Source organism: Funiculus sociatus GB2-C1 (assembly GCF_039962115.1).
GTDB classification, from domain to species: Bacteria; Cyanobacteriota; Cyanobacteriia; order Cyanobacteriales; family FACHB-T130; genus Funiculus; species Funiculus sociatus.
On the sequence record NZ_JAMPKJ010000015.1, the window covers coordinates 20,853 to 36,348 of the forward strand.

Annotated in this window: 7 protein-coding genes; 6 read left to right on the forward strand and 1 reads right to left on the reverse strand. The window is 40.2% G+C overall.

Annotation, left to right across the window (positions count from 1 at the left end; translation table 11 throughout):
• The first annotated feature begins 46 nt into the window (after positions 1 to 46).
• From NDI42_RS09710 to NDI42_RS09730, 4 genes are all read left to right on the forward strand, one after another.
• Positions 47 to 1,300: a glycosyltransferase gene (locus NDI42_RS09710; RefSeq protein WP_190454863.1), complete on the forward strand. Its 1,254-nt coding sequence runs from the start codon at positions 47 to 49 to the stop codon at positions 1,298 to 1,300.
• Between the two features lie 260 nt (positions 1,301 to 1,560).
• A complete protein-coding gene (locus tag NDI42_RS09715; protein ID WP_199311137.1) occupies positions 1,561 to 2,334 on the forward strand; it encodes a class I SAM-dependent methyltransferase in 774 nt (257 codons plus the stop codon).
• A 413-nt stretch (positions 2,335 to 2,747) separates the two neighbouring features.
• Positions 2,748 to 3,248 (forward strand): 3-hydroxyacyl-ACP dehydratase FabZ, encoded by a 501-nt coding sequence (gene fabZ / locus NDI42_RS09725; protein WP_190423358.1) that lies wholly within the window; start codon positions 2,748 to 2,750, stop codon positions 3,246 to 3,248.
• An 84-nt stretch (positions 3,249 to 3,332) separates the two neighbouring features.
• A complete protein-coding gene (locus NDI42_RS09730; RefSeq protein ID WP_190454870.1) occupies positions 3,333 to 3,608 on the forward strand; it encodes a hypothetical protein in 276 nt (91 codons plus the stop codon).
• Between the two features lie 97 nt (positions 3,609 to 3,705).
• On the opposite strand, the gene NDI42_RS09735 is transcribed toward NDI42_RS09730, so the two are convergent.
• Positions 3,706 to 5,718 carry an SBBP repeat-containing protein gene (locus NDI42_RS09735; RefSeq protein ID WP_190454872.1) on the reverse strand — a complete coding sequence of 671 codons (2,013 nt, stop codon included), beginning with the start codon at positions 5,716 to 5,718 and terminating at the stop codon, positions 3,706 to 3,708.
• 1,177 nt (positions 5,719 to 6,895) lie between these two features.
• Between NDI42_RS09735 and NDI42_RS09740 the strand changes: the two genes are divergently transcribed.
• A complete protein-coding gene (locus NDI42_RS09740; protein ID WP_190439325.1) occupies positions 6,896 to 8,173 on the forward strand; it encodes a class I SAM-dependent methyltransferase in 1,278 nt (425 codons plus the stop codon).
• 73 nt (positions 8,174 to 8,246) lie between these two features.
• Positions 8,247 to 15,461: an ATP-binding protein gene (locus tag NDI42_RS09745; RefSeq protein ID WP_190454874.1), complete on the forward strand. Its 7,215-nt coding sequence runs from the start codon at positions 8,247 to 8,249 to the stop codon at positions 15,459 to 15,461.
• Positions 15,462 to 15,496: the final 35 nt, after the last annotated feature.

Genomic DNA, 15,496 nt, shown 5'->3' on the forward strand with positions numbered 1-15,496 from the left:
TTTGTAAATTTCTGCTTGTTTTGAATAAATATGAGGATTGAATTTAATGGACTCCTCTAAAATGTACACCCTAGCTTTTCTTGTAACCGGCTTTCCTCCTGACGTGAGTGGTGTTTCTCACTTCAACTGGGAACGCGCTTTATGGTTTGCCAAGCAGGAGATGTATCGTGTGGTTGTATTTGCACCCGATTGGCAAAATGCGCTAGATACCCCATTAGCACCATTAAATTTAAAAGGAAAGTTGATTATTGAACGTTATCCGTCAAAGCCTTGGCTACCTTATAAATTGACTCATGTTCCCAAGTTTAGCGCAGCACAGGAAATCAGAAAAAAGCTAGCTTACTACCAACCTGATTTGATTATAATAACGGATGTAGAACGCTTTTTCTTATTAAGCACATGGCAGTTACCAGGTAGACGCTATGCCAGAAAGTATCATATTCCGTACATAGCCGAATATCATACCGACCTGTACAATTTTTCAGCAGCTTATCCGGGTTGGCAATGGTTGCGAAATGCTGCGCGTAGTTCTCAGTTAGCAAGTTATTTATATCGTCAAATCGATATGACAGTATGCGCTAGTACATCGGCAAGCCAAAGCTGTCAAGAATTGGGAATTCCCAAGGTTAATACAATTCCCTTTTTAGGAATTGATGTTTCCACATATAGCCCCAGTCGTCGGAACCGGAAATGGTTAGAACCGTGGTTAAGCGCTAAAGAGAAAGACAACAAAGTATTACTATTTCTGGGCCGTCTTGGCTTCGAGAAACGAGCCGATTTACTAATCGAAGCTTTTGGGAAATTAAAACGCCAATACCCTAATTATTCTCTAATAATTGCTGGTGATGGGCCTGAGAATGTCGTTAACCAATTAAAACGTCTTGCCCAACAAGTTCCCGATATCCACTTTACAGGGTTTCTGCTGGGAGAAACAAAGGCTAATGTATTAGCTTCATGTGATGTATTTTGTAGCCCTTCACCTTACGAAACTTTTGGGCGAACAATCGTGGAAGCAATGGCTTCAGGTATTCCCGTTGTCACTGTTAATAGCGGCGCGGTGTCAGAGTATATATTCGATGGTGTCAATGGGTATCTTGTCCCAGCTAATGATGTTGATGGATTAGCGAATGGCATTCACCGAGTATTATCCATCAATAACACAGAAGTTATTCAACACGCCTCGCGAGATGCGAAGCAGTTTTCTCTCGACCAAGGATGTCAAAATCTTAGCAATTACTATCAGAAACTATTAGGGGTGAGTAAGGATTATAAAAATTTGAAAAGTCTAAGTAGGATGTGAGGGAACTTAGATACTTTTTCAACATTTAAGAACATTTGTTAGGTGAAACTGACATGATTGAGTTTAACTCAAATCCTAACTATCTTGAAAATTCTGCCTTGTCCGTATTTTATAAGCCAAGAAAAAACAAACAGCGCCTTGACTGTTTGATCTGCAATCATCGCATTGATCCGAATGACGAATCTGCGTTCGTAACGTTTTCTTGTAACGTCAAAGCTTTTGGAGATGAGATATTCAAGGTTTGGCGATGCCCAGGTTGCATGACGATTCATTGTTTAGATGTCGTTCATCTCGCACACTACTATGCAAAATACCCTTTTGCCCAAACCGTACTTAAATTACCATTGCGCTTATCCTATGGGAATCTATGCCGACAACTGACAAAGCAGGGGTTTTCTAAAGCTCATTCGCTGCTCGATTATGGCTGCGCCAACGGTATGTTTGTACAGTATCTGCGACAAAACGGCTTTGCAAATTGCCACGGATATGACCCTTATGCCCCAAAGGAAGGATTTGGCGATCGCGCAACTCTCCAGCGAGGCCCTTTCGATTACATTTTGCTCCAAGATGTAATCGAACACGTTGAAGATCCCAAAGCACTATTGTGCGAGTTGGATGCCCTTCTCGCCCCTGGCGGTCATATTCTGATTGGCACGCCAAACGCAGCAAATATCGACCTAACCCAGCCCAATGTTTCCGATTACTATAATCCGGTTCATGTTCCCTATCACCTTCATCTTTATACTCGCAAATCTATTGAATCCTTGGGGTGTCACCAAGGCTGGGAGCCGGTAGATTTCTTTGACCAACCTTATCACGATACACGCTGGTTCGGCACAAACTCTCGTGCTTGGAATGAGTATCAACGCCTCTTTGACGGCACGATCAACGTTATTTTTGAACCAATAAAACTATGGAAAGCGCTGACTTCTTACAAATTCATGTTCTACGCGATTTTTGGCTATTGGCTTAGTTTCAAAACTGAGATGGCGATCGCGTTCCGCAAAACTGGAGGTGATACTAATGCCACTTGAATTTAAACAAGTAGTAGTCACAGGGCTGGGAGCAATTAGCCTTGTAAGAAACCCAGTAAAAGAATACTGGAAAAAACTGCCTGGGGGGTACAGGGCATTGGTTTGATTACTCTGATAGATGCAATTACTCCCACAATAAATCTAAAGAATCCCGATTCAGCTTGTGATCTTGATTATGTTCCCCAGCTTTGCCCAACTCAACGGGTAGAAGTTTCTCTTTCTAATTCCTTTAGTTTCGCAGTTCACAATGTCACCTTGGTACTTTAGATTCTTTAATGCTTGTTAGGATTAAAGAATCTAAAAAAAGTTTTGTGAGCATCTTGCTGATTACATTTTTAAAAATTAAATCCGTTGCTCAGCTTATCGACTGATTTATAACTCATTCCAACCAAATCCCTAATCAAAATTTACTCATGACAACTGTACTCGACGTTAATTCAACCAATTCTTCTGCCCCTAATCCGGTTGCTTTGACAACTAACCCAATTCTCACAGTCGAAGAACTTCAGAAAATATTGCCCCACCGCTACCCCTTTTTACTTGTAGACAAAATTATTGAATATGTTCCAGGCGAACGAATTGTGGGAATTAAAAATGTCACCTTCAACGAACCTCATTTTCAAGGACATTTTCCAGGTAAACCGATTATGCCTGGGGTACTGATTGTAGAAGCAATGGCCCAAGTTGGCGGTGTGGTGCTGACCCAGATGCTAGAGTCGAAAAGCGGACTATTTGTATTTGCTGGTATTGATAAAGTCCGGTTCCGCCGTCAAGTGATACCAGGCGATCAGCTGGTAATGACAGTCGAATTATTGTGGATTAAACAGCGACGTTTCGGTAAGATGCAAGCGCGTGCTGAAGTTGATGGCAAGTTGGCTACTGAAGGCGAACTGACATTTTCTCTAGTGGATTAACAACAGTGGAAATAAAACCCCTCGGAGTTTTCCTAAGTAGTATTAGGTTACTAGCAAGCTCATTTCCATCTTTGGGAGTTGTGTATGAAAGACCAGATAATTAACGAACAAACTAACATCCTTCCTGAATCTTCGTTATGGGAGCAAATTCCCGATGAAACTGCCGCCACCTATACCGGAGGTGTACTTAGTGGAGCGCTGGATATAGTATTTTTATTGCTTATAAAAGCTGTGGTTAATACTATGATGGATGATTTCAGCACTGGTGTGATGACTAACTTTTTTGGGAGCCTGGTTGATAATTTGTTTGGTATTGGGAGTTTAGAACGCGATCTCGCTCCTACCCATCCTGTCGAGTAACAAATTGTTTGTCGTCATTACCAAATTAATGTCGCTTTTACGGAACCATGATATATGGGAAGACGACAAGTATGTTACTCGACAACCTTGCTGGTAATTACTCAATCGATATTCTAGACTTGCTCGGACTTATTTTACGCCCTCGCAGCATAGCATCGACACATGAGACAGCAGCAAACATCAATAAACCAATTCCAGAAGATGCTTCAGGTACAGGGGTAGGTTCGAGAACGTAAGGGTTACGAATAAGATTTGCTAACCCCGATCCATCCGTCCCGATACCTGTAGAAGAAAGAAACTCCTCAAAAAAGTTTGTCAGATAGTCTATCTGCTGGCCAGTGATTTGGGGTGAACCTACGTTACTAGCAAACAAGTTTAGCGATGGAAAGGGATTAACAGACTGTGGAGTACCGTTAAAGTTTTGCAAGTTTCCCGACGTTTTGTCGATCTTAGCCACCCAACCATCAAAAGATCCAGCATTAGTACCCCCAAAAGAACCCTGAGTAATACCTGTAGCGTAGAGGTTCCCGGCGTTATCAGTGCTAATACCATAGCCTTGATCAAATTCGGGGGTTCCATACTGTTGAATCCACACTTGATTACCATCAGTGTCAAACCGAGACACCCAGGCATCAAAAGACCCAGCATTGGTTCCTCCCAAGTTGCCGTTGGTATATCCTGTCAGGAAGATATTGTCGTCATTGTCGATGTTTAGGCGGAAAGTTTGATCGTCACCAGCAGAGCCAAATTGTTTAATCCACAGCTGGTTTCCGTCGCTGTCATACTTAGCTAAGAAGGGATCGTAAGACCCGGCACTCTCTGCTGCTAAGTCACCCAGAGTCCATCCTCCAGCGTAAACATTGCCCTGAGTGTCGGTGTCTACACCCCAAATCCAGTCAAAATCAGCAGTCCCAAACTGTTTAGTCCACTCAACGTTACCATCATTGTCTAGCTTGGCTAAGGCAGCATCATAAAGTCCGGCATTGGTTCCCCCAAAATCGCCTAGAGTCCATCCACCAGCATAAACACTGCCATCGTTGCTGACAGCAACGGCGTAAGGTTCGTCAAAAGCGGGACTTCCAAACTCTGTAAACCACTGGCGGCTGCCATTAGTGTCATACTTAGTCACCCAGAAATCATCTGTAACAAAATCTGGAGATGACCTAACAGTTATTCCCGATAGGTAGACATTGCTATCTTCGTCAATATCGAGGCTAAAGGCGGAATTAATTAGCTCACGTCCAAACTGCTGAATCCACTGCTGGTTTCCATTGCTGTCAAACTTAGCTACGAAGGCATCAGCACCTTCTGCTTGCTTGGGTCCCCCCAAATTACCTTCAGTCGTTCCGCCTACGTATATGTTGCCTTCAGGGTCAACTTTGATACCATAAATTGTATCAAAATTGGCAGAGCCAAACTGTATAGTCTGCAATTGATTGCCATTGCTGTCATACTTCACTATTACCGGATCGCGAGAATCTCCGTTATTGGCTCCTCCTAGAGAACCAGTGGTTCCTCCTGCTACATACACATTGCCGGAAGTATCGGTGGCGGTGACAGGAGTTACATCAAAACCCGGAGTCCCCAATTGCTTAGCCTGTGGTAGGACTGGTCCTGGTGGTGGGGTGGAACCTCGGAATTGGAAATACTTACCTCCTAGATTCAAATTAGAACTACCAAGCAAAAAGCCGACGACATCAAGTCCAGTTTGCTGTTGCTTGAGTAGCGCCGACCCAATCCCCAGGTCTACCAGCTGGTAATCGTTTGCGGTGCCGAATAACTGAACGAAATCCTGCCCAGAGTTGAAGTCAATAACTAAACCAAAGTCGTTTACACCTAAGGGGACATCTGGGTCGCCGTTGGCATAGTAGGGCCGGCTCCAATCCCCAAGAATAAATGTGTCGCTCCACGAACGAAAAGTGGGATCTTCTATTGCTAGATCGCCAATAAAAAAATCAATCTGTGGTTGATTGAGATTAGGTGTAAGAGGTTGATAACCAAGTAGAGTATCGTTTCCAGCGCGGCTATAGATGAGTTGGTTTAGTTTAAAACCTACGGCAACGTCGCTGTTAGGTGTGTATGTTTGAAGGGTAAAGAACGATTCAGCCACTTTATTTGATCTCCTCAAAGGCAATTGAATAGGACTTCAACGAATCGAAACACGCGCTTTTGTGCTGAAGTTGAGGTTTACTAGCAACTGCAAGAGTCTTCGTAAAAAAAAACTCCAACTGCCTGCTAATTGACACTAAAAGCTGCTGCAAGTCGGTTTTGGCTTGCATCACTCTGCTTTCAGGGCGCATGGAGATGTCAGGAACGCACAGTACCCCCAACTCCAGCGCAGCTGAAAGAGAATTGTAATTTTGTAAATAAAATACCAAGCAACCTAGTAGGATTACTTAGGTGCTTAATCTCGTAAGCCGCTGTAACTCTTTGTCTCAGCGCATCTTGGCATTACCACGATGAATATGTCCATAGTTCCCCGGTATCTTTACCGAAAAAACATATTCAGAACTTCCGTGCCATTAGTGTAAATATCTATCCTAATCGGCTGTAAACCAGATCACATCTAATAACTTTTACGAATAATACTTAAGATAGAGGTAATTTTCCATTTACAAAAACTTTATCGAAATGGCAGGCAATGGGGGACTAGGGGCTGGGGAGTGCCTACGGATCGATCCTCATGGTTGAAATAAGGAAAAAATCTGTTGGCTTTAGAGGAATTTTGGGAAAATATTTGCCAGCGAATTTGTTAAATGCTTGCTGGGATTGACTTTCAGCGTTTGAGGCTCTAAACATCCCTTCCGGTAGGCTAAAGCGTTCTAGCGTCAATACTTCTGGGATAAGGCAAACCTAACCCAATACGGTTCCCGAAGAAGTTAAAAATCCAAAACCTACAATTGTCAATTGGGGTGCCCAGGGTATCCAGCCTGATGTCACCCCAATTTCCCAGTTTGTCTTCACGATAATCGCGATAATATGCGGAACTTGAGGGAGCAGAAACCAGGCGGGAAATTTTGGATTTGTATCACCCGCGCCAGAATCTCTAACAAGTTGGGGTTATGAAAACGGTTAAAGCAAGCTGAACAGCGGACACCACGTTATGCGATCGCTTTGACAAGCTCACTCAACCACTAACACCTTGCTCTCGTAACCTGGATCTGGAAGACACAGGGTATCCGCGCCCGATAAATTATATACAAGTGTGCATTGTAAGTAATACCATTCCTAAATCATGGCTATAATCGCTCAATAGCTGCAATATAATTACGAATTACTCAATATCAATGCCTTACCCTACTCTTCCTTCCAGTATCCGCGAAATCTTGCTTGAAGTGTTGTCTACACTACCTCTGCAATTGTGCATTGATTGCTGGGGTACAGAGCAACTATCATCCACAAGCACTAATAACCATCTTTCTAAATTCACATTGCAGATTCATCATCCCGGAGTAATCAGGATTCTCATTCTCACTCAAGATATTTTGGTGTTAGGTGAAGCCTATCTTCAGGGCTTCGTGGACTTTTCAGGTGACATCAACGACCTACTACGATTAGAGAATATTTCCTACTCCCACATCAAACGCAGCAAATTAATCAAGTCTTGGACTGAAGCCCTGACTTTACCCCAGTTACCTGTATCGCTTCAAGAAAATTCACCTTGGCAAAAACTTAAATTTGGCACTAAAGAACGTGACCAAGCAGTTATTCAACATCACTATGATGTCGGCAATGATTTTTACCGCCTTTGGCTCGATCCTTTGCTTATTTACTCATGTGCTTATTTTGAAAGTGAACAGATGAGCCTCAAAGAAGCTCAGGAAGCTAAACTTGATAGAATTTGTCGTAAGCTGCGGCTGAAATCAGGAGAGTATTTACTAGACATTGGCTGTGGCTGGGGTGCTTTGCTACGCTGGGCTATAAGCCATTACGGAGTGAAAGGTTATGGCATTACTCTGAGCAAAGAACAACTGGATTTTAATCAGAGAATAATTGAAAAAGAAGGTTTGGGCGAACAGATGCAAGTTGAGCTTTTAGACTATCGAGACTTACCCAAGCAGCCAACTTTCGACAAAATTGTTTCTATTGGTATGGTTGAACACGTAGGAGTTAATAACTATCCAATATATTTTCAGAATACTTTATCTGCTTTGAAGCCTGGAGGTTTGTTCCTTAACCACGGCATGACTGCGATGGAACAATCGGATGGTTCTAGTCTTAACGATCGTTTTATTGAGCGTTACATTTTTCCGGATGGAAAATTGTCCAATCTGTCTACCAATTTAGCTGCCGCAGAGGAAAGGGGATGGGAAATTGTCGATGTTGAAACTTGGCGATCGCACTACGGCAAAACTTTCAGATGTTGGGCTGCTAACCTAGAGGTAGCGATGGAGCAAGCGATCGCTTTAATCGGAGAACCGAAAGCGCGATTATGGCGGCTTTATCTGACTGGTTTTGCCCAATCCTTTGAACAGAACTATCTGGCAGTCTATCAAATGTTACTGCGACGGCAGGCTGATAAAGAATGGAATTTGCCTCTTACTCGTAAGGATTGGTTATGTTGAGTGCTTTGATAAAGCTACGGGGTTGCATCTATCCTAAATATTGATTAATTTAAGTTTCTATAAATTTAAGATTATGCTTACCATTCCTGGCTACAAAAATTTAATAAAAATTCACGAAAGTTCAAAAACAGTTGTATACCGGGGATATAGCGATCGCGATCGGCAACCGATTATCGCTAAATTTCTTCGGAAAGAGTATCCCGATTTAACGGATGTTGCCAAATTCACACATCAATATGAAATTACAAAAAATCTGAATTTACCAGGAATAGTTAAACCAATAAAATTACAAAAGCACAAAAACTTTTTGGTTTTAATATTTGAAGATTTTGGCGGAGAAAGCCTAAAAGATAATATTACATCTCAAAGGATAGAACTACTGGATTTCCTGCAAATAGCTATTCAACTTTCAGAAACAATTGGTCAAATCCATAAATATAAAATTATACACAAAGATATTAAACCTCAAAATATTATCATTAACCCTGAAACTGGTCTAGTAAAAATTACTGACTTTAGCATTTCATCCCTATTGTCTGTCGAGAACCAAACAATTAGTAATCCCAATTTGCTCGAAGGCACTCTTGCCTATATGTCACCAGAGCAAACTGGGAGAATGAATCGCTCAATTGATTACCGCACAGACTTCTATTCTTTAGGTGTCACCTTTTATGAAATGCTGACGGGTCAGTTACCTTTCCAATCTAGCGACCCGATGGAATTGATCCACTGCCACATTGCTAAACAACCAGAAATACCCCATGCTCTGAATAAAGACATTCCGCAAGCACTATCAGCGCTGGTAATGAAGCTATTATCTAAAACTGCTGAAGACCGCTATCAAAGCGCTTTTGGAATAAAAGCTGACCTGGAATGTTGTCTAAATCAGCTAAATAATACTGGAAGAATTGAAAACTTTTTACTAAGTAAATATGATATTTCCGATAAATTTCAAGTTTCCCAAAAACTCTACGGTCGGGAAGCTGAAATTGCGGTACTAATGAATGCTTTTGAAAGAGTTAGTCTAGGCACAACTGAAATCGTGCTAGTTTCCGGCTTTTCTGGTATTGGTAAATCCGCATTGGTAAATGAAATTCATAAGCCAATTGTGCGGCAAAGAGGTTACTTTATTAGTGGTAAGTTTGACCAGTTTAAGCGAAACGTTCCTTATGATTCTTTAATTCAAGCTTTTCAGAAATTAATGAGGCAGTTGTTAACAGAAACTGAGGAACAGATATTTGTCTGGAGAAGGAAACTTTTAAAATCTCTCAGCTCCAACGGTCAGGTAATCATTGAAGTCATTCCTGAGGTAGAACTTATTATTGGCAAACAGCCTCCTGTTCCTGAACTAGAACCCGCAGAATCACGAAATCGCTTTAACTTAGTTTTTCAAAAATTTATTAGTGTCTTTACTACTAAAGAACATCCGCTAGTTCTATTTCTGGATGATCTACAATGGGCTGATTCTCCTTCTTTAAAGTTGCTTCAGCTACTGATGACTACTCCGAATAGCCAATATTTATTAATGATTGGTGCTTATCGAGATAATGAAGTCAATGCAACTCATCCTTTGATGCTGGCTTTGAATGAAATTGAGGCTTATAGAACTGTTATAAATAATATTGCCCTTCAACCTTTAAGTATAAAATATGTCAATCAATTAGTTGCTGATACTCTTCATTGCTCAATAGAAAAAACAACCTTTTTAGCAGAATTAATATTTCATAAAACCCACGGCAATCCCTTTTTTTTAACCCAGTTTTTAAAGTCGCTTTATGAAGAAAATTTAGTAACTTTTAACTTAGATAGTAGTTACTGGCAGTGGAATCTAGAGCAGATTCAGACAATGGAGATCACAGATAATGTGGTCGAATTAATGGTTAAGAAAATTCAAAAACTTGGCCAGACTACACAAAATGTGATGAAGCTGGCAGCTTGTATCGGTAATGAGTTTAATTTAAAAATACTTTCTATTGTCAATGAAAAGCCACAGATAGAAACCTCCGATACTCTCCAAGAAGCGGTAAAAGAAGGACTAATTTTACCAATAGGTGATGCCTATAAATATATTCAATCTTATGTAGATGATGCTGATGGTAATAATACTAATCAGGAGATAGTAGTTTCCTACAGATTTTTACACGATCGCGTACAGCAAGCCGTTTATTCTTTAATACCAGAAGCAGATAAACAACAGGTTCATCTCAAAGTTGGACAGTTGATTATTATAAATGCTAGTGCTTCAGAGTTAGAAGACAAAATTTTTGATATTGTTAATCAATTAAATCTAGGTAAGAACTTAATTGCTTCTCAAGAAGAAAAATATTTCTTAGCAAAATTAAATCTCAACGCTGGCAGTAAAGCAAAATTATCTAGTGCATTTGAACCAGCTTTGAAATACATTACTGCTGGTATGGAGCTGCTAGTAGAACATAGCTGGGAAACCCAATATGATCTGACTCTATCTCTTCACATGGAGCGTGCCGACTGTGAATATCTGAATGGAAATATTGAAGAATCTGAAAAGTTTTTTGAAATAATTCTAAATAAAGCAACTTCAAAAATAGAAAAAGCTAACGTATATATTAGTAAAGTTATTATTAAAACTGCGCTGGTCAAGCCGCAAGAAGCTGTTAAAATTAGCAAGGAAGGTTTGAGGCTGTTTGGCATTGACATTCCCGATAATGAAACAAAATTAAAAAGTCTAATAGATCGGGAAAACGAAATTTTAAAACTAAATATTAAAAACAAGAAAGTTACAGAATTAATTAACGCCCCTGAGATGACTGATCCAGAGCAAATCATTTTAACAAAATTGCTCACAAACACGATTATGCCTGCTCGCTTTGTAAATAAAGATTTAGCGTATGTAGTAATCTTAAAAACCGTAAATATATCTTTAACCTATGGCAATTCAAATGTAACATCTTTTGCCTATATGTCTTATGGATTAGCGCTGGCAGGGATTGATGAATTTGAAACTGCTTATGAATTTGGCTCTCTAGCTTTAAAGCTTAACGATAAGTTTAATAACTTAGCTTTGAAGCCACGGCTTTATTCAGTATTTAGTAACTATATTAATCATTGGAAAAATCATTTAAAAACTGATTATAAATATCTGAAGCATGGGTTTGAGACTGCAATTGAAGTAGGTGATTTTCAATGGGCTACTTACCTGGTTTTTTACTTGGTAGTAAAGCTTTTCATGAAAGGAGAGGCTTTAGATAGTTTATATCAAGAATATCAAAAATATAATGAATTCTTAAGGCAGAAGTCTGGAGCTTTTTATGATTTTTTAAAGTTGACGCAAGAAATTATCTGTATATTACAGGGTGAGACGATAAAGGATGAGAGTTTTGAACGAGAGAAGCATATAAACGAAATAAAAAAGCTTGCCGGAATTCAGATTACTTATTGTATTTTTGAGTCTCAGAGACTCTATCTATATGAAAATTATGCCGATGCCGTGGTAATGGCAAGAGAAGCTGAAAAATTGGTGTCGGCTGTGTTTGCATCAATTTTAGTGCCGGAACATTATTTTTACTACACTTTAATTCAAGCAAATCTGTATCCGGGTTTGTCAGATATGGAGAAAGAGCCAGCAATGGAAAATATGTTGGCTAATACAGAAACGATGAGAAAGTGGGCTGAGTCGTGTCCGCAAAACTTTTTTCATAAATACTTACTGATGTCAGCTGAGTTGGCTCGAATTACTGACAAACCTCAAGAGGCTATGAATTTATATGAAAGGGCAATCAAATCAGCACAAGAAAATGATTACATTCAAAATGAAGCTGTTGCTAATGAATTAGCGGCGAAGTTCTATTTGGCGAAAGGATTTGATTTGATTGCCAAAGCCTACTTTACAGAAGCACGTTATAGCTATCTAAAATGGGGCGCGATCGCTAAAGCAAAAGCTTTAGAAGAAAAATATTCCCAGTTCTATTCTGCCACTTCCATAACAAACACTAAAGAAGCTAAAGCTGGCAGTGTAGCCTCTACTAGCGGGGAAGCGGGAGCGTTAGATTTGACAACGATTGTTAAAGCTTCTCAAGCCTTGGCTGGTGAAATTGTTCTGAGCAAGCTGCTAGAAAAATTAATGAAAATTGTCATAGAAAATGCAGGAGCGCAGAAAGGCTTTCTCATTTTAGAAGAATCTGGCAATTTAGTTATTGCTGCTGAAGGGGCAGTTGATCAAAATGAGATAAGTGTTCTGCAATATACTCCCATAGAATCTAGCCAAAAAGTTTCAATAGCGATTGCTAATTATGTCAAGAGAACAAAAGAAAATTTGGTTTTAAACGATGCCGTTAACGAAGGTTTATTTAAGTCAGATATTTATGTATTACAACATCAACCTAAATCTATATTATGTACACCGATTATTAAACAAACGCAACTGCTCGGTCTGCTTTATCTAGAAAACAATTTAACGACAAATGCCTTCACTCCAAAACGGCTGGAAGTTTTAGAAATTTTATCTTCTCAAATTGCGATTTCTCTGGAAAATGCCAAATTATATGATGAGATGACTGCCTTAAATGCGGATCTCAAGCAAGAAATCAGTGAACGCAAGCAAGCAGAAGCGCAGTTAAGCGATAGCGAAGAAAGGTTCCGGATTATTGCCGAAACAACTCCAATCCCGTTAATCATCACCCGCATAACCGATGGTTTAGTTCTTTACGCAAACGATGTTTGTAGTTCCAGTTTGGGTGTATCAACTAAAGAGTTAATTGGTCGCAAGGCTCCCGACTTTCAATACTACCCCACCGAGCGGCAAAAAATTGTAAAAATACTTGCTCAGAATGGCTACGTTCACAACTACGAATTACTGGCAAAGAAGCTAGACGGAACGCTGTTTTGGATTAATCTATCTATTCAACCAATTACATTTAATGGCGAACGAGCGATGCTCAGTGCGTTCTTTGACATTAACGATCGCAAGCGGATGGAAGAACTTAAAGACGAATTTTTAGCTAACACTTCTCATGAACTCCGCACCCCACTTAATGGCATTATTGGTATTGCCGAATCTCTAATTGATGGTGCAACTGGAAAACTACCTGAAAAAACCATTTCTAACCTAGCAATGGTGGTATCAAGTGGTAGAAGATTGTCTAACTTAGTCAACGACATCCTCGATTTTGCCAAACTGAAACACCGGAATTTAGCGCTGCAAATCAAGCCAGTAGCAATGGACGCGATCGCTAACGTCGTGCTTACCCTCAGCCAGCCTCTCATCGGTACAAAACCTTTGCAACTGCGAAACTCAATCGATTCCTTAACTCCCCCCGTTGATGCTGATGAAGATCGCTTGCAACAGATACTCTCCAATTTGGTTGGAAATGCGATTAAATTTACAGATACTGGTGTAGTCGAAGTGTCGGCTAAGTTAATAGAATCTAGCATAGAAAGTGAAGAGTTAAATCTAAACTCTTCAACTCAAAAATCTCTTACCCCTTGCTTAGAGATTTCAGTGTCTGATACTGGCATTGGTATCCCCGCAGATTCATTAGACAGAATTTTTGAATCTTTTGAACAAGCTGATGGCACAACCGCCAGAGTTTACGGAGGAACTGGTCTTGGTCTTGCCATCACTAAACAACTGGTAGAATTGCATGGCAGTAAAATTTGCGTTGAGTCCACCGTTGGTAAAGGCTCCCGGTTTAGCTTTACTCTGCCACTTTCGCAAAATGTAGAGATACCAACAACATCCTTACAGAAAACTCCCTCACTCACAAAATTTAAAGAGTTACCGGAAATCTCTAAGTCGAAACTTAATATTCAAGGCAATACCACCCAGCAAAGTTTAACAGAGATCAAGACGAATGAAGGAGATTTTAAAATATTAATAGTAGATGATGAGCCTATAAATATACAAGTTTTAGTTAACTACCTTTCCGAGCAAAACTACATACTTACCCAAGCCTCAAATGGCATAGAAGCCTTATCAATGATTGAGAACGGCTTAAGACCCGACATGATATTACTAGATGTAATGATGCCGCGAATGACAGGGTATGAAGTTTGTCAAAAAATCCGCGAACAGTTTTCACCATCAGAACTGCCTATATTAATGTTGACCGCAAAAAATCAAGTATCAGATTTAGTGGAAGGATTCAACTCAGGGGCTAATGATTATTTAACTAAACCTATCTCAAAAAATGAACTTTTAGCGCGAATTAACATTCATCTTCAACTGGCTAATTTGGAGGCACTGCAACAATCTGAAGAGAGAGAGCGGGAGAAAGCGCAACAGTTAGAACTTACTTTACGGGAATTACAACGTACTCAATCTCAACTAATTCAAGCAGAAAAAATGTCTGCTCTTGGGCAACTGGTAGCAGGAGTAGCTCACGAAATTAACAATCCTGTAAACTTCATTTACGGTAATCTCAGCCATGCAAATAGCTATGCTCAAGACTTACTTAAACTCTTGGAACTCTATCAGCAACATTATCCCAATCCTGTGCCAGAAATTGTTTCCCAGGTGGAGGAAATTGAGCTGGAATATTTGAAAGAAGATTTGCCAAAAATTATCAACTCAATGGAGATGGGAGCTGAGCGCATTAATCAGATTGTGCTATCTTTGCGAAATTTCTCCAGGCTAGATCAAGCCGAAATGAAGGCAGTTGATATTCATTCTGGGATTGATAGTAGTTTGGTTATTTTGCAAAGTCGCCTGAAAGAAAGACCCGGACAGCCTGAGATTCAAATTATCAAAGAGTATGGTGATTTGCCCCCTGTGTATTGCTACGCCGGACAATTAAATCAGGTGTTTATGAATCTGCTTACTAATGCGATTGATGCTTTGGAAATGGTGGGTGAGGGCTGGGAAATGAGCAATGGGGAATTTGCAATCCAAAATCAGGGGATGTTTTGGGAAAAACCGGAGGTTGGAGGAATAACCAGTCATCCCTCAAATCCCTCGTCAATCTCCCCCAAAATTGCTTCAAAATCAGGCGATGTTTTAGGAATAATTAATCTCCCCAAAAACCAAGCCGAAATTAAAAATCGGGAGATTCGGATTTGTACCGAAGTTTTAGAAGGCGATCAAATAGCGATCCGTATTGCCGACAATGGGTTAGGGATTCCTCCGGAAGTACAGCAGCGAATATTTGACCCCTTCTTTACGACTAAACCTGTAGGGAAAGGTACAGGGCTAGGGTTGTCTATCAGTTATCAAATTGTGGTGGACAAGCACGGTGGTCAAATAGAGTGTCTGTCTACACCAGGGAGAGGAACAGAGTTTATCATTATCGTTCCTATTCGACAAAACTGCCTCTAATAAAATGAATTCCTCGCATTGGTGTAAAGGTTGGA